This is a genomic window from Ruegeria sp. CG4 (genome assembly GCF_056537185.1).
Genome location: NZ_JBQFRB010000015.1, coordinates 18,223 through 41,272 on the forward strand (window position 1 = coordinate 18,223; position 23,050 = coordinate 41,272).

At 56.2% G+C, this 23,050-nt stretch carries 17 protein-coding genes; 6 read left to right on the forward strand and 11 right to left on the reverse strand.

Going from position 1 to position 23,050, the window contains the following annotated elements; genetic code table 11:
* Positions 1 to 174: 174 nt before the first annotated feature.
* From ACR0J2_RS23215 to ACR0J2_RS23265, 11 genes are all read right to left on the reverse strand, one after another.
* A complete protein-coding gene (locus ACR0J2_RS23215; RefSeq protein WP_480814019.1) occupies positions 175 to 711 on the reverse strand; it encodes a hypothetical protein in 537 nt (178 codons plus the stop codon).
* 155 nt (positions 712 to 866) lie between these two features.
* Complete coding sequence (locus tag ACR0J2_RS23220; RefSeq protein WP_480814020.1) at positions 867 to 6,011, reverse strand: RecQ family ATP-dependent DNA helicase; 5,145 nt, start codon at positions 6,009 to 6,011, stop codon at positions 867 to 869.
* A gap of 774 nt (positions 6,012 to 6,785) precedes the next feature.
* A complete protein-coding gene (locus ACR0J2_RS23225; RefSeq protein ID WP_480814021.1) occupies positions 6,786 to 6,956 on the reverse strand; it encodes a hypothetical protein in 171 nt (56 codons plus the stop codon).
* Positions 6,957 to 7,041: 85 nt separating this feature from the next.
* On the reverse strand, positions 7,042 to 10,134 hold the full coding sequence (locus ACR0J2_RS23230) for an efflux RND transporter permease subunit (protein ID WP_480814022.1): 3,093 nt from the start codon (positions 10,132 to 10,134) through the stop codon (positions 7,042 to 7,044).
* Positions 10,134 to 11,231, reverse strand: coding sequence for an efflux RND transporter periplasmic adaptor subunit (locus ACR0J2_RS23235; RefSeq protein WP_480814023.1), 1,098 nt, complete (start codon positions 11,229 to 11,231; stop codon positions 10,134 to 10,136). Before ACR0J2_RS23235 ends, ACR0J2_RS23230 begins: the two co-directional genes overlap by 1 nt.
* A gap of 584 nt (positions 11,232 to 11,815) precedes the next feature.
* Positions 11,816 to 13,231 (reverse strand): FAD-binding oxidoreductase, encoded by a 1,416-nt coding sequence (locus tag ACR0J2_RS23240; protein ID WP_480814024.1) that lies wholly within the window; start codon positions 13,229 to 13,231, stop codon positions 11,816 to 11,818.
* Between the two features lie 109 nt (positions 13,232 to 13,340).
* Complete coding sequence (locus tag ACR0J2_RS23245) at positions 13,341 to 13,598, reverse strand: DUF4242 domain-containing protein (RefSeq protein ID WP_170617216.1); 258 nt, start codon at positions 13,596 to 13,598, stop codon at positions 13,341 to 13,343.
* 26 nt (positions 13,599 to 13,624) lie between these two features.
* A complete protein-coding gene (locus ACR0J2_RS23250) occupies positions 13,625 to 17,224 on the reverse strand; it encodes an adenylate/guanylate cyclase domain-containing protein (RefSeq protein ID WP_480814025.1) in 3,600 nt (1,199 codons plus the stop codon).
* Between the two features lie 133 nt (positions 17,225 to 17,357).
* Positions 17,358 to 18,419 (reverse strand): YeeE/YedE family protein, encoded by a 1,062-nt coding sequence (locus ACR0J2_RS23255; protein ID WP_480814026.1) that lies wholly within the window; start codon positions 18,417 to 18,419, stop codon positions 17,358 to 17,360.
* A gap of 43 nt (positions 18,420 to 18,462) precedes the next feature.
* Positions 18,463 to 18,771: a metalloregulator ArsR/SmtB family transcription factor gene (locus ACR0J2_RS23260; protein ID WP_170617300.1), complete on the reverse strand. Its 309-nt coding sequence runs from the start codon at positions 18,769 to 18,771 to the stop codon at positions 18,463 to 18,465.
* Between the two features lie 100 nt (positions 18,772 to 18,871).
* Positions 18,872 to 19,246, reverse strand: a complete 375-nt coding sequence (locus tag ACR0J2_RS23265; protein ID WP_480814027.1) for a hypothetical protein — start codon at positions 19,244 to 19,246, stop codon at positions 18,872 to 18,874.
* Between the two features lie 80 nt (positions 19,247 to 19,326).
* Here ACR0J2_RS23265 and ACR0J2_RS23270 point away from each other — a divergent pair, with 80 nt between their 5' ends.
* From ACR0J2_RS23270 to soxA, 6 genes are all read left to right on the forward strand, one after another.
* Positions 19,327 to 20,067: a cytochrome c biogenesis CcdA family protein gene (locus ACR0J2_RS23270; RefSeq protein ID WP_480814028.1), complete on the forward strand. Its 741-nt coding sequence runs from the start codon at positions 19,327 to 19,329 to the stop codon at positions 20,065 to 20,067.
* 14 nt (positions 20,068 to 20,081) lie between these two features.
* Positions 20,082 to 20,660 (forward strand): thioredoxin family protein, encoded by a 579-nt coding sequence (locus ACR0J2_RS23275; protein WP_480814029.1) that lies wholly within the window; start codon positions 20,082 to 20,084, stop codon positions 20,658 to 20,660.
* A 131-nt stretch (positions 20,661 to 20,791) separates the two neighbouring features.
* Positions 20,792 to 21,268 carry a sulfur oxidation c-type cytochrome SoxX gene (gene soxX, locus ACR0J2_RS23280; protein WP_170807471.1) on the forward strand — a complete coding sequence of 159 codons (477 nt, stop codon included), beginning with the start codon at positions 20,792 to 20,794 and terminating at the stop codon, positions 21,266 to 21,268.
* A gap of 46 nt (positions 21,269 to 21,314) precedes the next feature.
* A complete protein-coding gene (soxY, locus tag ACR0J2_RS23285; protein ID WP_170617230.1) occupies positions 21,315 to 21,731 on the forward strand; it encodes a thiosulfate oxidation carrier protein SoxY in 417 nt (138 codons plus the stop codon).
* Positions 21,732 to 21,765: 34 nt separating this feature from the next.
* A complete protein-coding gene (gene soxZ / locus ACR0J2_RS23290) occupies positions 21,766 to 22,095 on the forward strand; it encodes a thiosulfate oxidation carrier complex protein SoxZ (RefSeq protein WP_170617232.1) in 330 nt (109 codons plus the stop codon).
* A 70-nt stretch (positions 22,096 to 22,165) separates the two neighbouring features.
* A complete protein-coding gene (soxA, locus tag ACR0J2_RS23295) occupies positions 22,166 to 23,011 on the forward strand; it encodes a sulfur oxidation c-type cytochrome SoxA (RefSeq protein WP_170807472.1) in 846 nt (281 codons plus the stop codon).
* The last annotated feature ends 39 nt before the right edge of the window (positions 23,012 to 23,050 follow it).

Below are 23,050 nucleotides of genomic sequence, written 5' to 3' on the forward strand. Positions count from 1 at the left end.
GGTATTTCGCGGACCATTTCTATATGCCTGCCTAAGCCAACGGCGCCTATCCATCGAAAGCCGATGCACAGTATGCTTCTCGCAAGGCACTCACTATGCGCGGCGCGTCCCAGTTTACTTTCCGTTGACAAACACGTCTTTGAACTTCTCCGACTGCAAGACTTGTGGGAGAGCCTAGCGCATTTCTTCCATGGTACTAGCCCATTCCCGAAGTTGCTCGAGGTTTTGGTCGATGCGGTTATATGCGCTGACCGATGTATCTTTCGCGCCGCGGCATCCATTCAAGCTCCGGAGATCGTGCTGCTCGATGAAATGGTGAACCAGATTGTTCCGTAGAAGAACCATGTCTCTGAGTTCATTCTCTACCCGAGCGAAATCCTCACTCGATAGGTCAAGTGACATCCGCATGGCGAACCAATTGGCTCCTTCAGGAGAATTGATCGTCGCCCCTTCGGCAGGTTCGATCTCACCAGCAACGACATACGATCCGAGGAGATCGCGCACCAAGGTGCCGAGCGTCTTACGCGCCGTGGCGTCAACCTGCGCGGCCCTTGAACGCTCCAAGTCATGAATCGGCCCTGAGAGCCTATGATGCGCCACCATAGCTTTGATCAGCCGCTCATATTGTTGGAGCCGTAACAGGCATCGCCCCAACAACCGCTGTACTTCGTGCTGTAGCGTGAGTAGATCGTTGTCGGCAAAGTTGGTCATGGTATTGTCCTGTCGCTTAACCGTGCACACCGAACATGTATTGAATAAATACAAGATACTACCTGTAAATCTTCCAACCTTGAATTCATTCGGAAGTTCCGACCGGCCCTAAGCGATCCTTTATTGCAAGTGCAGCGAACGACCGCCTGACCGCCCTACTTGACCTTCTGATCCTTTCCGAAAACCCTTTCAGCCCCCTTGACCTCTTCGAATACCAGTTCAGGCACAACAACTTCCCAATTGGCGCGTTTCATCAGGTGATGAAAACGCTCATCGGCATCCTCCTTACGCCAATTAATGATGGCCGCGATCTCGCCGGTAACAAATTTCGTGCCCATCGGGGGCGCGAATGCTTTTGCCATCCGCCCGAGGATCCGACCTTGAAGATCCTCGATCTGCCAGCGATCTCCGACACTGGAGAGCCTGACTGGCGCGCCAACCTGCGCTTCGGCGATCGCGTCATGAACAACGTGCCGATCACCTTGGCGTCCTGCGAACGACAGGTCGACCATCTTCATTTCCGGCGATTGAAAGAACCGGCGCGGGCCGGGGACTGTCGCCAAGTCGGGCACCACGTGCCGCGTGACGACGGAAGGCGACTCGGTGGGAAGGTATTCGTGATTGTCGTTACTCATGACGATCAAATTTCGCCTTGCACGTGTCATGGCGACATAGAACAAACGCCTCGGCGCGTCCTGATCTTCGTTTCGCGAGGGCCGTTCCCAACCGCCATCCAGGATCACGACATCGTCGAATTCGAGGCCTTTCGCGCGGTGCGCCGTTAACAATTTGAGGCCGCGCTGCTCGCCCCATGAGTCCTTCGACCATTCAGCAAACCATTCGATCACGTCGGGGCTCGGCAGCGCTTTGCCATCAACTTCACGCGCAAGTTGGCCAAGTCCCTCGCCGATCCGGTCAGTCCAACGGCTTGAGGGTATCGTGTTCAGGGTTTCGGTAAGATCGCTCAAGCTGACCAAAGCTGCTTGCCTCTCGCGCAGACCGTCGATGAAGCTCCGCATCTCACGGGTACGCCAAACACTCGGCAAGTTTTCGTTCGCCATTTCGACTGGAATTCCATGGGCCTCGGCAAAGTCGCGGACTGGCAGAAGCTTGCGCCAATCACGAGAAATGATTGCCGCGCCCTTCCAGCTCCAATCCGGGATCAGTTTTGACAGGCGGATCATCTCGTTGACCGCCGCAAGGGCCTGAACGTCATTCCCGGCCTGGCAGCCAAGGATTTGAACCCGCCCCTGCGCAACCGGGTCGAGGCTTTCCATGATACCCCCGGCCGGGTCCTTTTGCCGCGATTGGTCGACGGTAATCCCATGGCCTGTTTTCATACGTTCCCGAGATCCTTCGATCACGGCGTTCGCTGCGCTGACGATGTTTTTCGACGAGCGGTAATTGTCGGTTAGAAAAACCGGCTTGGCGGAATAATCCTGTTCGAATTGTCGAATGTGGCGCACCGATGCGCCGGCAAACGCATAGATATTTTGGTCGTCATCGCCGACTGCGAACAGGCTGATCCGTTGATCGGGGTCGTCGATACTGCGTCCGGCCACCGCCGCGATCAAGGCGTATTCCTCAGGGCCCACGTCCTGATATTCGTCCACGAGTATCCAGCGGAACCCTTGGATCAAGGTCTCTCGCAAGGCTTCGGCCTCGACTTTGTCCAGCCCGTCGCCACGCAAGAGACGTGCCGCATCGATCAGAAGCGTCTCGAAATCAGGTTCATCGGCCGCCACCCGTCCGGCGAAACTCGCGCCAATCAACCTCATGGCTAAGGCATGGATGGTCAAGACCGTCACGAAACGAGCATCTTCGCCGATCAGCAGACGCAAGCGTTCCCGGATCTCGGCGGCCGCGTGGCGATTGTAGGCGAGCACCAATATACCGTTTGGATCTTCGCGTTTGATCCTGACCAGATAGGCGACGCGATGGACCAGCACGCGTGTCTTGCCCGATCCCGGTCCCGCAAGCACAAGCACATTGGTCTGTTCGCGGTCGTCACGCACGATCTGCTCTTGCGTCGAGTTCCCCAGATTGTCGACGATCTCGGCATAAGACTGGGGCGTTGCCTGTCGTCTGAACTCCGAAATTTTCCCCGGCATCCAAGCTTTCATGAAGTCGGACTGCTCCATTGCGAAATAGTCATGCGCGAGCCGCTGGGCCTGATCGATATCGTCGATGCCTTTGCTCGCATATGCCGCCATCACGTGGGTCTGGACGGTCTGTTCGGTGTAATGGTCTTCGAGCGGCGCGAAATGTTGGGTGGTAAAAGCGCCGCCTTTCCGATTTATGTGCAACGTCATGGCGGAGCGGAACACGGACAATCCCTTGCCCAGAGTCACCACCTGCTGTTCGTGCAGCCACAGAAGCGCCCGATCCATCAGCTTTGCCGGATCATTGACAGATGCCCGCAACAGCGCATCGCTGTTGATTGCTGCAAGTAGGTCGCCAAGCGTGGTTTCGACAGGAACATCTTTCCCACGCAGGCCGGCCTGAACCTTGTTGATCAAGTATGAAACCAAACGCTCTGCGGCTTGCCTGCGAAGCTGAGCGGTCTGTTCGGTTACCGCCCATGACCTTTGCATTCGCACCATGACACTGCCTTTGGACACCTTGCGTAGGCCGATATTGCCTTTTCCGCCATCCATGTCGCGGCCATCCTGCGCCATCCCACGGAGCAACCCCTCGACAATATCGGGCCGCACGGAGGCGTGTCCCCGCTCCCGCAAGGCCTGCGCCACTGAGGCCAGATGGCAGGGCAAAGCCTCATCGATGTCCGCGTCTGGCGCTTGCTCTCCAAGGATCGCAATCAGGTCAGCTTCCAACCGGGATGCCGCTTCGAACCGCTTCGGCGAGGCATTTTCGACACGCACATGCACGAAGATGGTGATGTTTGTATCATCCTTTGCAATCCCCAGGGCCTCGAGATCCGCCAAGGCTTTACGCAGGCTCGACATCGTAAGCCCGCTGATCCCGCAGAGCTCGTCCGTGGTGATGCCCTCTTCCTGCGGCGCGTTGATGATATGCTGCACGATGGTGGCCAGGTCCTCGCGTCGCCGCTCGGTGATCTCGGCGGATGCAAGGATTTCGCGGACCTCCTTCATGCTTCTTATCCGGAGCGAGGCGGGGAACACCTGCACCCGGTTTTCTTCGCGGTTCAGAAGGTGTGCTTCTTCCAGCCAGGCGACGGCGGTCTTCACCCGCGTATCGTCGGTATTGCTGTCCCGCTGGAAGTCTCGCTCTTTCTCCTCATGAACGATCTCACCGGGTGTCGCGACAATTTCGCCGCCTTTTCCGGTCCGAGCATCAAGACGCCGAAGCGCCTTAAGGATCGCGCCGATTTCGTGCCGCGCGAGTCGAGAGCGCGCGCTGAGGCTGAACTGGCGATCGACGTCTTCGGTATTGAACAAAAGGACGCAGTTTGCAGGCTCGCGGTCCCGTCCGGCGCGACCCGCCTCCTGCAAGTAGTTTTCCAGTGACCCCGGCACGTCTCCGTGTACCACCAGACGAATGTCCGGCTTGTCGACCCCCATCCCAAAGGCGTTGGTGGCCGCGATCACGCGCAGATTGCCGACGCGGAAGTCCTCTTGAATCTCACGCTTGTCATCGGCGCTAAGGCCTGCGTGATACCGTTCAGCGGCGATGCCTTGTTGTTTTAAGAACTCCGCCACGCGCTCTGTAGCGTTTCGGGTCGCACAATAGACGACCGCCCCAGACACGCCCTCGCGCGGAAGCTGGGCCTCGATCGTGTCGAGGATATCGGTCATCTTGGTCGCCCGCTGCGTTGGCAGCACCTGGAAGCTTAGGTTTGAGCGCGACGCGCCACCATCGATCAACGCCAGTTCGGACCCCAACCGCTCTTTGAAATGACTGCGGATGTCCAGTACGACGTCCGGCTTTGCTGTTGCGGTCAAGCAAAGCACCGGAGCCGGATCGTCGCCTGAGCTTTCCTTGATAAACCGCGAAACGTAGCGATAGTCCGGCCGGAAATCGTGCCCCCATTTAGACACGCAGTGCGCCTCGTCCAGCACCCACAGCCCTACCTCGCGCTGTGACAGAACGGACCGAACTGTTGTGCTGCGCAGTTGTTCGGGCGAAATCAAAAGGATCGCAGCATCCCCAAGCCGCACCTTGTCAAGCGCATCCTGACGCTCGGGCAAAGACAATAGCCCGTTTATCGTAACCGCCGAGGAAATTCCGGCCCGTACCAAGCCTTGAACCTGGTCCGCCATCAGCGCCACAAGCGGTGATATAACGACGGTCAATGCCCCGGTCTTGTCGAACCGAGACAGCGCGGGAATCTGATAGCAGATAGACTTACCCGTGCCCGTTGGAAGGATACCCAAGAGGTTGTCGCCTTCCATGGCCGTCGCCACGATCTTTTCTTGAAGCGGGCGTCCGTCCTCGTCGACTGGTTCTGGGCGGAAACTTGGGAAGCCGAACCAACGTTCGAGTGCTCGGGTGGGATCATTGTGCTCTGCGCAATAGGCACAGTGCGGATCACGACAATTCGTATCTCTCAGGTCTTTGACGAGCCGTGCAGCGTCACGGAATTGCGCCCGCACCCAAGGCGGCATGACAGAATCCCCACCAGCGACCGAAATCCAGGCAATGGCATATGCCATCGGCCAACCCAGCCCAGTGTCCGAGAGCCGCTCGAGCAAGGCGTCCACCTGCGCGCCGCAGGCCACGTCTTTTAGCAGCGTCTGAATGGCATCGTGCGCTTCCGCTTCGGTCGGGATGGGCGCCCCGCGCACGTCGCTGAACAACCGATCAAATCCGACGCTACCAGGACCTCGGCAGCACAGCCAGTGATAGGCTATCATCGTTTCTGGCGACAACGTGTTCAGCGATACGAAGGCGTCGATCTGGTTGCGGAGAACCTCGAACACGAGACGCGCGTCGAACTCGGGATCGTTGACATGACCACTTTGAAGCCGCCCATCGCGGTAGTGTTTGACCAGATGATGATAGGGATTACGCGGGAACGCTAATGGGTTGAGCCACAGCGTATCAATCGGTCCGTCCGCGAGCTTTGCGAAGCGCGGCGAGGCCGCCATGAGATGCGGCAGGTCATGGCGCAGAATATTGTGTCCAACAACATGTGCGAAACCGGCGCAAAACAGGTCGAGCTTTTCAAGCGCGGCTTTCAGGTCACCTTTCCGATGAACGATCCCCTCTCCATCGCCTTCCGGCACGGCTGCAAAGGCGAACAACTTGGCTTCCTTGGGATCAACCTCCAGATCAATCGACAGACAGCGCGACAAGATTTTGGATTGTTCCCGCGGCATTTGAATACTTTTAGTTCCCGGCGGAATAGCCTCTGGCTTTTCAAGCAGCTGTGTTCTGCCACGGCCAAGGGCCTTCGATATGCCACGGGAAATTAAGTTTTTCATATCGGCAAGTTATTTATTCTTCCCAGGGAACGGAACCTTCGGCAGCCATTTGACCAAAAATGTTCCCCCGATGCCATGTCAGATTTATTGAGTGCGGCCAGTTTCTTTTTTTTGGGCTTCCAGATCTTCCCATCCGGAACCAACAGCCGGTCGACAACATCACCCGGCACCTCTTTGCGAGAGCGGAGCTGGCAGGTTCCAGACAGGCCTGTTGGTCAAAGTTCGCTTGTTCCCCGGCCCGTCGGTCTTTTGCCAATGCAGCGAACATCCGGCTCCTGCCCAAAGCGTAAAATTCGTATGGCCGACGAGTCCCCAAACGCCAAAACAATCAAGAGCAAAAAGTGAGACACATGACTGAATTCAAACCGATCCCCCAAAATCGCCCATTGAGCTTTTTCCATTTATTTTAATATGTTGAAAATATCCTGCCACTCCAGCCAGGTCATCGGAACATCGAACGGCAGCAGGCTCTTGGGGCGGAACCCTCAAGGAAATGCTCCCGTTTCTGGCCCAGTGGTTTCGGGGTTTCTTTTTTATCTTCACTCCTTGGCGGTTACGATGAGCCGTAAACCTGCCTTAATCAAAACACCCCAAACTGTCTCATTCGTGCTGATGTTGGCCAAACGACAGTAAGCATGATGGTTTTGGCAAAACTCAGGCCTTCAAGATTCACTTTGGTGCTTCATCAAAGTAGCCTCCAAAGAATGCGACCATTGCAAGCAATACGCCGACCAGTATTGCGATGACCCAAAGTGCTCCGCTGCCCTTGGCAAAATATCCCATCGAAAGCAGGCCAACTACGAATATTCCAACCAAGAAGTACAGTATTGTATTGTCCACCTTATCCCCCCAAACGCTAAATCAATTGCGCAAAAATCTATCTCGCTCGGAAGAAACTGATCCGACTGTGGTGCGAAAGGCCATGTCATACGGCCTGCGGTGATTGTCGGATACCATTCAGCGTGGCGAACAAAACCGGGACGAGTATCATTGTGAGCATCGTGCCCACCGTCAATCCGCCCATGATCGTGACAGCAAGACCCACCCAAAACACGTCCGGCAGCAGCGGTATCACACCCAGAACCGTGGTTGCCGCGGCCAATACGACGGGGCGCAGTCTTGAGGCGCCGGCATTCAAAACGGCGTCGTATCCCGGCTGGCCTTCAGCCAAATTGTCGTTGATCTGATCGATCAGAACGATCGCATTCTTGATCATCATGCCAGCCAGGCTCATGCCGCCGAGCAATGCCACAAATCCGAACGGCGTGTTCGTGAGAAGCAAGCTGGGGACGATGCCTATCAGCACAAAAGGAACCGTCAGGAAGATGACCAGCGGCCTGCGATACGAGTTGAACAGGCCAACAACGATAAGAGCCATGATCGAAAACGCGGGTATCATTCCCGGGATCAGGGACGCCTGAGCAGATACCGTGTCCTCGTACTCTCCGCCCCACTCCATGCTGTAGCCTTGCGGCAAGTCGGCCTCCAAAGCGTCAAAATCGGCGAGAACTGCGGCGCGATAGCTTGGCAGGGTAACGCTGTCGATGGGATTGGCCTGAACGGTGAGAACACGGCGCCGGTCGCGGCGATTTATCGTTGGGTCTTCCGGCTGGATATTCACGCCACGCACGACCTGGGCCAACGGGACCGGTTCCACTGAAAACGGAGACTGCAGTTGCAGAAGTTCAAAGTTGTCCACGGCGGCCACATCTTCCGCGCCGGGCCGGACGATGATCGGCAGCAACTCATCGCCCTCGCGGTAGAGGCCAACCGAACGCCCGTCAAACGCGCGTTTCGTCGTGTTGCCAAGGTCTTCATACGTGATGCCCGTCCATCGTGCCCGGTCCTGGTCATAGTCAGGCACGGTCTTCAGGACCCTGTTGCGCCAATCGGTGCGCGCCACCTTCGTCCATTGATGCCGATCCAGTATCGCAACGGCCCGGTCACCGATTTCGCGCAGGTTTTCGGGATCGGCATCTGCCGGGCCGATGATACGGTTTTCAAACGCCCAGGTATTGCTGGGGCCCACACCAAACTGGCGCGTGAACGAGGTTGCCTCGGGCATATTCTCGGACATCCACAGCGAGATGGCTTTGGTCATCTCGGGAATGTCCCGGTAATCCTCGACGTTCACGATGACTTGCGCGTAGGACGGATTGGTCCCTTCGGGATCGACGGGCAAGTAGAAACGCGGCGGGCCTGCCCCGATAAAACTTGCGATACCAGTCACGCGGTCATCCATTTCCACCTGCTCTTCGATGCGTTTTATGGCTTCGGACACGGCTTCAATCCGCGTTCCCTCGGGCGCGTAATAATCGATCATGTACTTGGTCATCGAAGAGGTCGGGAAAAACAGTTGTGTAACCGAACCAAAGCCCACGCCTGCGATAACCAAAGCACCCAGGGCTACACCGATCGTCAGGTAGCGGACCCGGATCGCGGCGGCCAGAAAGCGACGGTAAACGGCGTAGAGACCGGTGTCAAAAGTCTCGCTGGCTCCGCCCTTTGGCTCGGGCAGCATGGCAACACACTGCAGTGGCGTGACCGTCATGGACAACAGCCAACTGACCAGCAGCGCAATCCCGACAACCGAGAAAAGTGTTCGGCAGTACTCTCCCGCGCTCTCGACAGATGCAAAGATCGGGTAGAAGGCCATCACGGCGACGAACGTGGCCCCAAGCAGGGACATGGCGGGGCGCGTTGCGGCGTCGATTGCGGCTTTCGCGCGATCCATGCCTTGCGACATCCGAACCATTGCGCCATCCGCCACGACGATTGAGTTGTCGACCATCATGCCCAGCGCAATGATCAGCGCGCCCAAGGACATGCGTTGAAGATCTATGCCCAGCATCGCCAGCGGAATGAAGGTGGCGAGTATCGTCAAGATCAACCCGCTGCCGATGATGATGCCCATCCGAACACCCATCGCCAGAGTCAAAACGACCAAGACAATCGCAACAGCCTGTCCGAGGCTGATCAGGAAGCTGCTGACTGCCAGATTCACGTCGTCGGACTGCCAATGAACCCGCTCAACCTCGATGCCCACAGGCAAGGCCGCGATCAGTTCAGACACTCTTGCATCTACAGCTTCTCCCACGCTGACGACGTTGACACCTGACTGGAAGGATATCGCCAATCCAATGGACGGAAGACCGTTATAGCGCATCATTGTGGTCGGTGGATCAGCGTAGCCTTCCCTGACCTCGACAACTTCACCCAGCCGGAGCAGTTCCGGGCCCCGACGTTGGCCGCTTTGAACCTGATCCAGACCGCTTGGCCGTACTACCAGATCTGCAATGTCCGTCGGGCTGGTGAATGTACCGCTTGGCGCAATCCGCATTCGGTAGTCGCCAATGTTCACCCGCCCCGCATCCACAATCGCGTTCTGCGTCTGCAAGGTGCTGAGAATGGTCTGAGCCGATACGCCCAGCGCAGCCAAAGCTTCTTCCCGTGTTTCCAGATAGATGACCCTGTCGCGCTCTCCCCACAGATCGACACGTCCGACTCCGTCGATCAATGAGAGTTCTCGCTTGAAGTCTTCGGCGAACCGGTCGAGTTCCTGGGCGGTAAACCCATCAGATGTCATGGCCAGCAGAAGCCCGAAGACATCACCGAAATCGTCGTTGATAGCAGGACGGCCTGCGCCAGGGGGCAGGTCTGTTTCCACGTCCCTGACTTTGCGGCGCAGCGTGTCCCAGATCTGGGGCAGTTCATCGGACCAGTAATTCGGACGGATCTCGACTTTGATCGTCGAAATGCCGGCCCGGCTTTCGCTCGAGATGTAGTCGATTTCCTTGATCTCTTGGAGCTTGAGTTCAATCCGTTCGGTGACTTCCTGCTCAACTTCTTCAGGGCTGGCACCGGGATAGGGGGTGGTTACAACTGCGGTCTTGATGGTGAATTCGGGGTCTTCCAACTGGCCAAGACTGAAGAACGCCGAAATGCCGCCCAACGTGAGCATGACGACCGTAAACCAAACAAACTTGGCGTTGCGGACAGCGAATGCGGCAAGGCCCATTATTCCGAATCCTCAGAAAGCAGCGACACCTTCTGGCCCTCTCGCAAAGAGTTCGCGCCGGCCGTAACGACCACGTCGCCGAACTCCAGTCCTTCGCTGACGGCGACCCCTTGCGACCGGGGTGTGCCAAGTGCAACCTTCCGTGCGGTCACGGTTTCCGAGGTTGCGTCAAACACCCAGACATGAGGGTCGGTTTCCCCTTCGGGCACAAAAACCGCGCTGGCAGGAACCGTGATCGCGTCAAATGGCTCGTGCCCTTCCTTTGGCTGACCGCTGACACGCCCTGCCATGCCCGGAAGAACAAGCGAGTCTTCTGGTTGCTCCATAATCAGCGTGACGGGGAAGGTTCGGGTGGTTGCAGAAGCTTCAGAACCAATCTCACTGATCTCGGCAGGCAGGATCACGTCCCCTAAAGCGTCAAAAGTAACGGTTATGTCCTCGATATGCGGGATCAGGGCGATGTATCGTTCGGGGATATCGATCACCACTTCGATGTGCTCCGCATCCAGAATGCGCAGAACCGGGCTTTGTGCCGCGACCTCTTCAAAATCCTCAATGTATTTTGCGACCACACGCCCATCGAATGGCGCAGTCAGGCTTGTATAGGTCAAATCCAAGGTGGCCCTGTCCAGCGCGCCCTGGACAGAATTGATTGCTGCCTGAGCTGATGTTTCACCCGCGACAAACCGATCAAGTGTCGCTTGCGCAGCAACGTCTTTTTCAACCAATGAACGCTGCCGGTCCGTTTGAAGCTTGGCGTTCTCGAACGTCGCCTGCGCGCTCTCAAGTTCTGCTGAAAGCCGATCGACCTCGGCCTGGTATGGGGCCGGGTCCAAGGCTGCGACAACGTCGCCCTTGGCCACCAGGTCGCCAACCTGAACGTCCACTCCGACCACGTTGCCCGGGACGCGAAATGCCAGGGACACCTCGCGCGCGGCTCTGGCTGTTCCAACAAAGTACCGGTCATGCAAACTGGACAGATCGGATATCTCGGTTGCCCTGACGGGACGGACGACCGTTTCGGCTGTTTCCTCTTCCTTCTCCCAGCACCCCGTAAGCGACAGGAGGGCAAACAACCAAACAGAAAATCTCTTCATTTCCCCCTCCCGTGCTGGCCGCTTTTCCTACCGTCGTCTTCGTGAAGGTGGGCCAACTTGAAAATCCAACGCTAAAAGCTGTTGGAATTGTACGCGCTTATGAAACAAAGTCAAAAATCGGAATTTGTTGGGCAGGTATCAAAAAGAAATCTGTACGCATCTTTCCAAAACCGAATTGGCGTCGTCGGATATGCTCGTTCAGAGAAAAGCGGATAAGTGTCATCCAAAGGTCTGGACAGCCTGCAATGGCTATTTAGACCCAGTGTGTAGTTTAGGCCCCCGAGAATGAGAGCGGCGGGCGCACTACCTTATTGATCACATGCGAGCCGCTCAGGTCGGGAAACGAGGGCCGGTTATGGTGAAGCTGGCGGAACGCTTCCATCAGCAAGACCGGCAGATATGCAATGCACGGTCCGCTCTTCGCCGCCTCATTCGGTTGATTTCGAAACCGGATTCGTATGGACCCTCAAGACGGCAATCAAGAGGTCCCTGCGGGCTTTTGGTACACCCAAGAGAGCATTTATGTGGCACCAAATCAGGTTACGGGTCTCTACTCAGCCCGACTTTGCAAGCACTGCATGGCTTCACCCGGGCAAGATGTTGTGATTGATCCTGAACAGATTATTTGGATCATAGTTGCCTTTGATCTTTGTTAGCTTCTCCCCATGCGCGCCGTACGCGCAAGTCATATGATCCGCTTCGTCCTCTGGCATGAAGTTCACATACGCGCTGCCAGTCGAGTGTGGTCGCATCTGCTCATAGAGCCTGCGCGCCCATTCAATGCATTCTCCGTCCTTGCTGGGGTCTTCCCAACGCGTGTGAACGTTCATGATGAAATGCGCCGATCTTTCCGGATACGCTGTCGCGCTGGTTTCAACGCGGGCCATTGCGCCACCCACATGGGCAATGAAGACTTCGCACGCCGGGTCGGGAAGGCATGAAATTGCCTCTAATAGACCGGTAATTGCATCCGTGGATAGCGCATCGAAATCATGGCTTTTCCAATAGTTCCGAGCCCCGGGCGTCAACAAGGGGTCAAAGGCGGCTTGCCAGTCCACGAACTTGTGCGGTGATATGACATCGGCAATCGGTTCGCCGAGCGCACGTAAAGGTGACATCGCCTTTTCACCCTCGCCCATCGGTCCACTATAGCAAGCCGCAAAGATCAGCACTTCCCGCCCATGCCATTCCTCCGGCAGGAAAGGCAGAGGCGGTGCTTTGCGCATTACGCTCCAGACGGTCAGTTCATCAGGGGAATTGTCTGCAATGGCCGCAAATTGGGCAAGAAGCTCCGGCGCTTTTTCGATCGGATGTACGATCAGGCCTGACAGAACATCGGGTCCGAGGTCGTGCAACTGGAACTCGAAGGAAGTCACGACCCCGAAATTTCCACCCCCACCGCGGATGGCCCAGAAAAGTTCAGGGTGGCTCGTGGAAGAGGCCGTTACAATCGCGCCGTCTGCTGTCACGACTTCTGCCGAAAGCAGGTTGTCGATAGTCATGCCGAATTTCCGGGTGGTCCATCCAAAGCCGCCGCCCAAGGTCAAGCCTGCGATACCCGTGGTCGAGTTGATGCCAACGGGAACGGCAAGCCCATGAGCCTGAGTTTCGCGATCCACGTCGCCAAGCAGTGCACCCGGCGCAATCCGCGCTGTCTTGTTGACGGGATCCACGTGTACAGACCGCATCTGGGACAGATCGAGCATTACGGTCTCGTCCGCAACAGCATGACCTGCAATCTGATGCCCGCCGGACCGGACCGAGATCATGAGGCCTGCGTCTCTGACAAAGTTCACTGCCTTCTGGACATCGCTCGCCCCCATGGCGCGGATTACGAACCCGGGATAACGCTCGAACATACTGTTCCAGGTCGTCCTTGCGCTTTCATATTCCGAAGTTCCCTGCAGGTAGACACCGCCACGAAGTGAGGCATCCAGCGCGTCCAGCGCTTCCTGATCCACAGTTGCTGTGCTTCCGTCGAGTGTTTTCAGGTCATACATGCTTAGGCCTCCCCATTGTCAGGTCAGGCTTCTTGCACGGCTGCCTCATGTACTTATGAAGCCCTTCACGAAGGAGCTACGTTCTTTCAGGTAAAAGACCGGCTGACGGTCAGGCGAATATGCCCGGATCGATCTGATCCACAGGTGTTATGACATCGGCAGGAATGTTCAGGCGCTCGGCCGCCTTTCTGAGGCTCTCCTCATCAGGGGCTTCATACAGGCAGTATGTTTTGCGCTTGTCTGCGCTCAGGAACGAGAAAATCCACTCGACGCCAACCTCGTCATTGATCTGCTTGATGTGGATTTTGTCATCGTCGGTGACGTTCAGTTGCTCGGCGAATTGTCTTTCTATGATGTACCTTGGCATGATGCTCCCCCAAGCATGGTATGGCCTTAACTGGCTGTTCCTTCGAGCTTTGACCTCAAGGAAACCATACTCAATTTCTGTGAAATTGCCAACGCTTCCCCTTCCAGTTGAAACGCCAGCTTCAAATCACTCGCGCTACCCCGGCGCCGTAGCGCGGATGCGTAGGCTGCCTTGCTATGCGCAATCCAGGGCGGGCATTTCATGTGCGTGTCTATTTCGATAGCCTTTTCGAACATCCTTTCGGCAGTATCCCAGTCCTTCAGCAGCGCGGCCAGACTGCCAAGGCGTCTCGCAGCAGCCCCGGTGCAAACTGTGGTTGCCCCAGCGGTGATCGTCAGCTCTTCGTATGGGGCAAGCATGTCAAAGAGGGTCTTGGCATGCTTAAGGTTCTCAACGGCGACGCAAATGTCGGCAAGATAGGACAATGTGGTCGAATACATGGCATCCGGTGGAAGATCGAAGCCATTTTCTGCCATTTCGTTCAAAATGCGTTCGGCTGGTTCTGTATATCCCAACTCTGCCGCGATCAGGCCAAAGCCCGGTTTCCAGGAAATATCATCGGGGCTGTCCGTCATCAGTTTTTTGATCACCGGCGCGACCTCGTGCAGACGGTTCTGTTCGCGGCGGATGGTGAACATCTGAACACCGAAGACGCCCTCAACGTGTTCGCCGTGGGTCTTCCGACCTATCTGCACCGCCTCGGTTGCATGCTTTTCGGCCTGGTCAAAATCGCCGTCCATAATTGCAATCATGGCGCGTGCGTGTTTCTGAACCCAGTAGAGCTGCAGATGGTTTTCCTTTTCCGAGTTCTCCGCCAGCAATTCGAGCGATTTGTCCATCAGGTCTCGGTCGGCCATTTCGGCTCCGACAAACAGGCTGAGTGTCCAATTTCGACCCTGATCAATACTTCCCAGGTTCTCGGCCACCCGATGCATGGCATCGAGGTTTTCACGCCAATGGCGTGCCTCTCTTCCTTTGCGCGCGACAAACGGCGCGCCAAAATGCATCATCATCACAGAGAACTGGGATTTGTAATCACCCAGTCTCGCGGCCAGTTCCATGGATTGCTGGCCAAAACGCACGCCCTCGGAAAGCTGGCCAGCAAACATGTGCGCGCGCGCAAGTTGGCTCATCAGCCTGCACCGGCGAACTTCGTCATGGTCGGGCAGGTCCTTCAGCGCGTCGTCACAAAGTTCAATTGCCTCGCTGTATTTCTCGCTCGACATCATACACGAATCCGCAAAGTGGTTGGCCGCATCTGCAGCGAGCTCTACGTCACGTATGACACGGGCTGCGTCCGAAGCAGCTTTCAAGACCGCTATACCCTCTGGCAACTGACCCAGGCTGTCATGGCTGCGACCGATCAGTATTTTGCTCTTGATCGTTTCAGCACTGTTCTCAGGTCCGAGATTTTCTGCTGCTTTGAGTGTTTCCCGGGCGTTGACCATCGCCTCTTGACTAGCGGATCGCCCGAGGGCCATTTCAGTCGCAGTGCGCCATTTTTCGAACGCAGCGGGCCATTCTTCGGCCTCTGAAAGATGGCGGGCGACCAATTCGGGTCTGCGTTCAATCTCAGCGGATCGCATCTGCAGCAAAGCGCGCGCCACACCTGAGTGCTGCTGTCTTCGGGTAGAGCTCAACATAGACTGATAGGCAGTGTCACGAATAAGGGCATGTCGGAAAACGAAATGCCCACGATTATGCCCGCTTTCAAAGATCAGGCCGGTACGAGAAAGCTCTTCGAGACGCTTGATGATGTCGGCTTCATCCAGGCTCATTGCGGCACTCAATATGCTCGGCTCAAACTCTCGACCAATGACGGATCCCGTAAGCGCGACTTGTTTGGCCTCTGGTGAAACCGCATCGAGCCGCGCCATCAACGCACCTTTCAAAGACGACGGTATGTGGATTTGTCCCTGCTCTCCGGCTTCGACGATTGCGCGGGTCAGTTCCTCGACGAACAAAGGCACGCCATCCGTCTTCTCAACAATTGCGGCGATCAGCGCATCGTCCGGATCCTGACCGGTAATATTGCGAACCAGATTGAAGACATGAGCTGAATCAAACCGCCTCAGCAAGAGGGTCTGAACGTGCGAGGCTCCATCGTCACGGGCCATTTCCCAACCCGGTCTGTGCGTTATCAACATCATCAGGGGAAGATCGGTGCAAATCGCTTTGAAACGCTCCAACAGGGCCTGCGTCGAAGGATCGATCCAATGAGCATCCTCAACGCACAAAATAACCGGACGCACGTTTGACCGAACCTGAACCGCGTGGATCAAGGTTTGAATTGTTAGGTCGCGCTGCTCCTGCGGCGTCAAGTCGAGTACTTCTCGAGCGAGCGCGCTACGAGGCGCGACCAAGGCGGCGAAAACAGGCAAGACCTTTTCCCAGTCCAAGCCTTTTCTGCCCTCCAGCATCTTCCTGACATGGTCGAGGATCAGATTGTCATCAAAGTCAGGTTCAACATCCGCGTCCTGGGAAATTCGCTGCGTAACCGGGTGGAAAGGACTGCTGGTCAGATAAGGGGAACAGTTCAGTCTTATCACATCGGCTTCGTCAGTTGCGGCGACTTCTGCAAGGAATTCCTCTGTCAGGCGCGATTTTCCAATTCCGGCCTCGCCCGCCAGAAGGACAACCTCCCCATGACCGCTTTTGGCGCGTTGCCACGACTGCAAAAGGATCCCTTTTTCGTAATCCCTGCCAATCATGGCGCTGCCGGCGTCATTTCTGTGTGAAGCGCGAAAACGGCTCTCCGCGCTGCGCTCCGAAACTACTTTCAACAGAGTGCGTGGTTCTCTGAACCCCTTGAGTTCGGTTTGCCCAAGAGATTTGAACTCAAATATCTGATGCAAGGCTGCTTCGGTTTCTTCAACAGACAAGACGACTGAGTTTGGTTCTGCATATTCCTGCAACCGAGCCGCAAGATTGACGATCGGGCCGGTCATTGCGCCTTCTTCGTAAGTGTTTTCTCCGACCGTGTCGCCGACCACCACATCACCACTCGCAACGCCCAGCCTGACCGACAAACGCTCGCCGTCCGGCGTTTTAAGTTCTTTGACCCGTCGAACAGCCTCAAGACCGGCCTTTACCGCGCGAACAGCGTGATCTTCATAGGCCGTTGGCCAGCCGAAGAACACCAGAAGGCCATCGCCCAGATATTTCGCGACGTAGCCGCCATATCGGCTTACCGCCCCTGCGACGGCATCCTGGTAATTCTGCAACAGACCCCGCATGTCTTCGGGATCCAGGCGATTGGTCAGTTCTGTCGAGCCAACCAGATCAGCAAACACGACTGTTAAATGTCGCCTCTCAGCGGCTGTTTGTGTTGTAGATCTTCTTTTCGATGGACTTCCACTTTCAGCCTCATCAGAAACAAATTCCTCATCCTTCTCATGGACTTGCCCGTCCGCTGACTGGGGTGAAGTGGGCAATTTCTGTTGGCCACCCAGTTCCCGAACCGCAGCGAGAATGATTTTTCGATGACCCAGGCTTACCCCAAGCTCCTTGAGGTCGTCGCATGTCAACAATGGCAGAACGCGCGCATCGATATCGTTTTCCGCAAAAGCATCTGCGTACTGACTCAATCCGAGATCATTTAGCCACTTTTCAATTTCGACCGACATATCTGGATCATGATGAGGTATGAGGCGCTAATCAAGAAAACGCTATCAACACGAACTGATTATTGGCGAAAGAAACTCACCGACGTCAGGGAAACGGCGGGAAGTTGTTTCCGTTTGGCGTCGAATTAGGAACTCAACGTTCAGTCATAAAGGACAGCCCCGAGACGAGTTGCTTCAAACCAAGGGCTGCCCCAGCGAAGATCGCAGCGAATGTGACGGGCGCGCTGTAGGCAAGAAGTGAGAAGGCAGAGATGCCTTGTCCAACGCTGCATCCAACCGCGATGACCGCGCCCGGGCCCATGATGGCGGCACCCAGCATTTGCCGCTTGAGTTCACGTGGATCCTCGCACGCTTCCCACCGGAAATGGCCCTTGGACCAGGATCCAAGGAACGCTCCGATGAGAACACCTGAGACCGAACCAACAGCAAAGGAAAGCGTGGTGCCGGATGCCGTCATCAGATAGAGTATCGTGTCACCCAGCGGCCTTGCGAATGTATGGGTCTGCACCGTCTCTCCGTCAAAGCCGTGAGCAGCAACCCAATACGTTCCAAGCCAACCTGAGGCGACCGCCAGTCCTACGGCTGCGCCCCAAAATACCCGCGACGGGGTGCGGCGAAACCGTTCGTTTGCCAGAGCGAAACCCACCATGGCGGCGCCGACAAGCGTACCAATCAACCAGGCCGGAACAGAGGTCAAGCGCTCGGCCAGAAAGCTGATGCTCTGCGGCTGGCCAATATCCATTTCCACAGGAAATACCGAAACCCTGAGATATGCCAGGGGGCCCGACATTGCGATGTATGCTGACAGACCAAGGACAGATACGATTACGAATGATCGGAGGTCACCGCCCCCCAGCCTTGCCAATGCGCCGTAGCCACAGTTTCCACTGATGGCCATGCCGTAGCCGAACAGCAAACCCCCCACGATCGAGCCGATCGGGTTCCACGATTGCGCAAGATATGTCGTTTCGACGGGATCGAGCCAACCCAACGCCATAGCCGCGTGGCTACCGACAATGGCCACACCGATTGCAACGGCCCACATTCGCAGCCGCCCATCATCATCCGCGTAGAGGTAGTCCTCAATCGCGCCCAACGTGCAGAATCGGCCGATACGTGCCGCCAATCCCAACACTATCCCGCCGATCAAACCGATCAGGGCAACGGAATTGGCGTCTCCCAGCAATTCGAACATGGCCAGTCCCCTCCCAAAGCTGGCGGCCTTTCAGACAGGGTCTCTAGTTTTCCCTGCAGAAAAGATCGTAAACAACTTCGAGAATCTGTGTCGATCGGTCGTCAGCCAGTCTGTAGTAGATCGTTTTTCCTTCGCGCCGGGTTTTGACCAGACCTTCGAAGCGCAGGCGAGACAGTTGTTGAGAGACCGCAGCCTGCCGAGCCGATAGCATCTCCTCCATCTGGGTGACGGATTTTTCCCCCGAGGACAGATAGCACAGGATCATCAGACGCCCTTCGTGACTGATAGCCTTCAGGAAGTTTGATGCCGTCTGGGCATTTTCCATCATTCGGTCCAGATCTTCTGCACACATGTCCTTCGAGAACACAGGCAGTTTCGATGGTTTGTCCAACAAGAATGCCTCGCTGTCTTGGCTTCACGTATTCAAAACAGTTTATATAATTTGCCGCCAATTAGCCAGAGGTCTCAATCGGTATTCCTGCGTCACGAAGCAAAACACCCAACATGCCCCAGAAAAAGTCCTCGCCCGGGTAGCCTTCAATCCGGCCGACCTCGTTACCATTGTCCAACAAAACAAAGGTCGGCGTGTAGTAGAGGGGTTTAGTCAGAGAAATACCGTCTGGCAGTGCCGCGTGGATATCGACGCGCTGCAATGGTGCGGTATGTCCTTCGGGCGTTTTCGGGTAGATCTGAGAGATTTCGGAATCCCAACGGGCGCACCACATACACCCATCTTCCTCTGCCATCAGAAGTGTCATTTCGGCCCGTGAAGACACAGGGAAAGCAAGCAATGTGATTGCCAGAACAAGCAAGAGTAAGTGACGCATCTCAAGCTCCGATTGACCGCAACGATATATCTTTACTATTTTGAATGTGTGAATAATAGCGCTTTGGGACGGGTTTGACCATGCTCGACATTACATTTGCAGGAGCTTTGGTCGCGGGGCTTTTATCCTTTCTCTCTCCCTGCATCCTGCCGATTGTGCCCTTCTACCTCAGCTATCTGGCGGGTGTCGGGATGGAGCAGATTTCAGCAGGTTCCGACATTTCGCCCGGCGTCCGTCGCAGGGCCACGTTATCTGCAATCGCATTTGCAGCCGGGATCATCACCGTATTCATGGCTCTCGGAGCGACGGCTTCGATTTTTGGGCAGTTGGTCCGAGAGTATTTCGACATTCTACGCTGGATCGCGGCGGCCATCATCATTGCAATGGGACTGCATTTCCTTGGGCTTGTCCGCATCGGGTTTCTGTATCGCCAGTTTCGCGCGGACATAGGCGAGACGTCGAATATAAGCCTGATCGGAGCCTACGTTCTTGGACTGGCCTTTGCTTTTGGCTGGACACCCTGCGTCGGACCGGTGCTTGCGGCAATCCTGTTTACGGCGGCAGGTACCGAGACGGCCTGGCGTGGTGCAATGCTTTTGTTCGTCTACGGTGCAGGAATGACCGCGCCGTTTGTTCTGGCGGCCTTTTTGGTTCGTCCGTTCATGCAATGGATGGCGCGGTTCAGGAAGCATTTGCCTTTGATCGAAAAGGCAATGGGCGGGATGCTGATTCTCTTCGGCGTGCTGATTGCAACCAACTCTATCAACCTCATCGCCCAGTGGATGCTGGACCATATGCCCTGGCTTGCGGCGATTGGCTAAGACAGGAGAAAGACATGAACCGAGTATTACTATTCCTGGCAGCATGCCTGTTGGGCGGGGCAGTTTCCGCGGCGGAACTGGGCGACGACGGCTTGCACAAAACGCCGTGGATGCGCGATACGTTCAAGGACCTCCGCGAGGACCTTGAAGAGGCTTCAAGCGAAGGTAAACGCTTGGTTTTATTCATTGAACAACAAGGCTGCATCTATTGCAAAAAGATGCATGATGAGGTTTTCCCCCAGCCTGATCTGGCGACGTATATCGAAGACAACTTCTTTGTGGTCCAATTGGATCTGCATGGAAGCACCACCGCCACCGACTTTGACGGGGAAGAAAATGAGCAAAGAGCGCTGATGCGCAAGTGGGGGATTCTGTTCACCCCGACGCTTGTTTTTCTGCCGGAAGAAGTTCCACAGGACGCCACGGCCATCAATGCGGCGGTTGCCGTCATGCCAGGCGCGTTCTCCAAAGGAACAACCTTCGATCTTTTCACGTGGGTCAATGAGAAACGATACGAACTTGATAATGGTGAGGATTTTCAACGGTATCATGCGCGGCGCATTCAGGAGCGAAACAATATTTCGCAGGACTGAGCGATAGCGTTACAAATAAAAAAATTCATTTTGATGAATTTAATGTTGCGACGAACCCTGCCCGTCGACTACGGTACACCAAAGCTTTGGGCCGCAAAGCGCCATCGGCGCGGTAGCAAATGGGAGGGATCATGAAGCTGAGACTCTTAACTTTGGTCTGCGCAATGACAGGTGTCGCCGCTTATGCGGCAGGTACAGGCCCGAAAGACGTAGCCTATGATGATTATGGTGCAATCGAGGTCTCTCTGACCGGAGTTGCAGGTGATGTCGAAAACGGCGCGATCATCGTCGGAGACAAGTCAAAGGGCAACTGCGTGGCCTGCCATGCGGTTACAGCCTTGGCGGAAATTCCGTTTCATGGCGAAGTTGGACCGATGCTGGACGGAGCCGGCGATCGCTGGAGCGAAGCAGAACTTCGCGGCTTGGTCGCAAATGCCAAGATGACGTTTGAAGGAACGGTCATGCCCGCCTTCTACAAGGATGACGGTTATATCCGCCCCGGCGACGCCTATACCGGCAAAGCTCCGTCAGCGCCTTTGACGACGATCCTCACCGCGCAGGAGATCGAGGATGTGGTCGCATTTCTGGCGACCCTGAAAGAGGAATGATCACGCGTTAAGGCGTGAAATTGCGAGAATCCGAAGGAGATTGAAAATGGAACTTTCTCGTCGCGAGACTCTGGCCCTTGGCCTGAGCGCCGCGTTCCTGACACTGATGCCGCTCCGCGCCAATGCGGCCGCCGAAGATGCCATCGCGGCGTTTACCGGCGGGGCGGACATGGCGGACGGTGGTGTCACCCTTACGGCGCCGGAAATTGCCGAGAACGGCAATACTGTACCGATTGAAGTCAGTGCGCCGGGTGCTTCCGCAATTCTGATCGTGGCGGCAGGCAACCCCGAGCCGGGCGTTGCCACGTTTAATTTCGGCCCGCTGGCGGCCGAACAGGCCGCTTCCACGCGCATCCGCCTGGCCGGAACGCAGGACGTCATTGCTGTGGCCAAGATGGCGGATGGTAGCTTTGCCAAGGCATCCGCGACCGTAAAAGTGACAATTGGCGGCTGCGGCGGCTGATCGCCACGCGCCCTGAAGAACAGGAGTTCAACCAATGGCATCCGGTGTAAAACCCCGCGTCAAGGTTCCCAAGACAGCCGCTGCTGGCGAAACGATCACGATCAAAACGCTGATCAGCCACAAAATGGAAAGCGGTCAGCGCAAAGACAAAGAAGGAAATGTCATCCCGCGTTCGATCATAAACCGTTTCACCTGCGAGTTTAACGGTGAGCTGGTCGTTGATGTGACGATGGAGCCGGCGATTTCGACAAACCCGTACTTCCAGTTCGAAGCAACCGTGCCCGAGGCCGGTGAGTTTGTCTTCACATGGTACGACGATGACGGTTCTGTCTACGACGAAAAGAAATCGATCGAGATCGCCTGACGGCTCGGCCGCTAAGGCAGGTCAGCGCCGGATATGAGTTCTGGCGCTGGTCCACCAAGGGAGGAACGTAATGAAAAATAAGGCACTTACGGCGATTGTTGCAATTCTGGCTTTCCCAGTGGCGGCAGTGGCCGAACCAGACGGCGACAATCTCGTGATCAACGACGAGCTGGATATGATCTCGGTAACCGCAGCACCGGCGCATGTCGAAAACTTCGACAAGATCTATTCTGGGTGGCATTTCCGAACCGATGAAACCCAGGCGCTTCAAATCGACGATTTTGACAATCCGGCGATGATCTTTGTCGACCAGGCGGCGGACCTGTTCCAGGCGGCTGACGGTGCCGCTGGTGAAAGCTGTGCCTCGTGCCATGATGGCGTTGAGAGCTTCAAAGGGTTGCAGGCGTCCATGCCCAAGGTCGATGCCGAAAGCGGCAAGCTGATGGTTATGGAAGATCTGATCAACAAGTGTCGTACGGATCGCATGGAAGCCGATGCCTGGAAATGGTCCGGCGGCGACATGCAGGGAATGGTCGCGCTGATTGGTCTGCAGTCACGCGGGATGCCGATGAACGTCGCTATTGATGGCGATGCCGCCCCCTATTGGGAGCAGGGTAAGGAAATGTACTATACCCGCTATGGCCAGTTGGAACTGAGCTGCGCCAATTGTCATGAGGACAACTGGGGCAACATGATCCGGGCGGATCACCTGAGCCAGGGTATGATCAACGGATTTCCGACCTACCGCCTGAAACAGGCCAAGCTGATTTCGCGCCACAATCGTTTCCGCGGCTGTATTCGCGACACACGGGCGGAAACCTTTGCCGAAGGATCGGATGAGTTCCGCGCGCTGGAGCTTTACGTTGCTTCGCGCGGCAACGGGCTGTCGGTCGAAACTCCGGCCGTGCGTCAATAACACTGAACCCGCGCAAGAGATGTCTTGCGCGGGTTTTCG

Bases quoted from the DNA above. Each gene is read 5' to 3' on its own strand.
- ACR0J2_RS23215 (WP_480814019.1), bottom strand. From the start codon at position 711: ATGACCAACTTTGCCGACAACGATCTACTCACGCTACAGCACGAAGTA.
- ACR0J2_RS23220 (WP_480814020.1), bottom strand. From the start codon at position 6,011: ATGCCGCGGGAACAATCCAAAATCTTGTCGCGCTGTCTGTCGATTGAT.
- ACR0J2_RS23230 (WP_480814022.1), bottom strand. From the start codon at position 10,134: ATGGGCCTTGCCGCATTCGCTGTCCGCAACGCCAAGTTTGTTTGGTTT.
- ACR0J2_RS23235 (WP_480814023.1), bottom strand. From the start codon at position 11,231: ATGAAGAGATTTTCTGTTTGGTTGTTTGCCCTCCTGTCGCTTACGGGG.
- ACR0J2_RS23240 (WP_480814024.1), bottom strand. From the start codon at position 13,231: ATGTATGACCTGAAAACACTCGACGGAAGCACAGCAACTGTGGATCAG.
- ACR0J2_RS23245 (WP_170617216.1), bottom strand. From the start codon at position 13,598: ATGCCAAGGTACATCATAGAAAGACAATTCGCCGAGCAACTGAACGTC.
- ACR0J2_RS23250 (WP_480814025.1), bottom strand. From the start codon at position 17,224: ATGTCGGTCGAAATTGAAAAGTGGCTAAATGATCTCGGATTGAGTCAG.
- ACR0J2_RS23255 (WP_480814026.1), bottom strand. From the start codon at position 18,419: ATGTTCGAATTGCTGGGAGACGCCAATTCCGTTGCCCTGATCGGTTTG.
- ACR0J2_RS23260 (WP_170617300.1), bottom strand. From the start codon at position 18,771: ATGTGTGCAGAAGATCTGGACCGAATGATGGAAAATGCCCAGACGGCA.
- ACR0J2_RS23265 (WP_480814027.1), bottom strand. From the start codon at position 19,246: ATGCGTCACTTACTCTTGCTTGTTCTGGCAATCACATTGCTTGCTTTC.
- ACR0J2_RS23270 (WP_480814028.1), top strand. From the start codon at position 19,327: ATGCTCGACATTACATTTGCAGGAGCTTTGGTCGCGGGGCTTTTATCC.
- ACR0J2_RS23275 (WP_480814029.1), top strand. From the start codon at position 20,082: ATGAACCGAGTATTACTATTCCTGGCAGCATGCCTGTTGGGCGGGGCA.
- soxX (WP_170807471.1), top strand. From the start codon at position 20,792: ATGAAGCTGAGACTCTTAACTTTGGTCTGCGCAATGACAGGTGTCGCC.
- soxY (WP_170617230.1), top strand. From the start codon at position 21,315: ATGGAACTTTCTCGTCGCGAGACTCTGGCCCTTGGCCTGAGCGCCGCG.
- soxZ (WP_170617232.1), top strand. From the start codon at position 21,766: ATGGCATCCGGTGTAAAACCCCGCGTCAAGGTTCCCAAGACAGCCGCT.
- soxA (WP_170807472.1), top strand. From the start codon at position 22,166: ATGAAAAATAAGGCACTTACGGCGATTGTTGCAATTCTGGCTTTCCCA.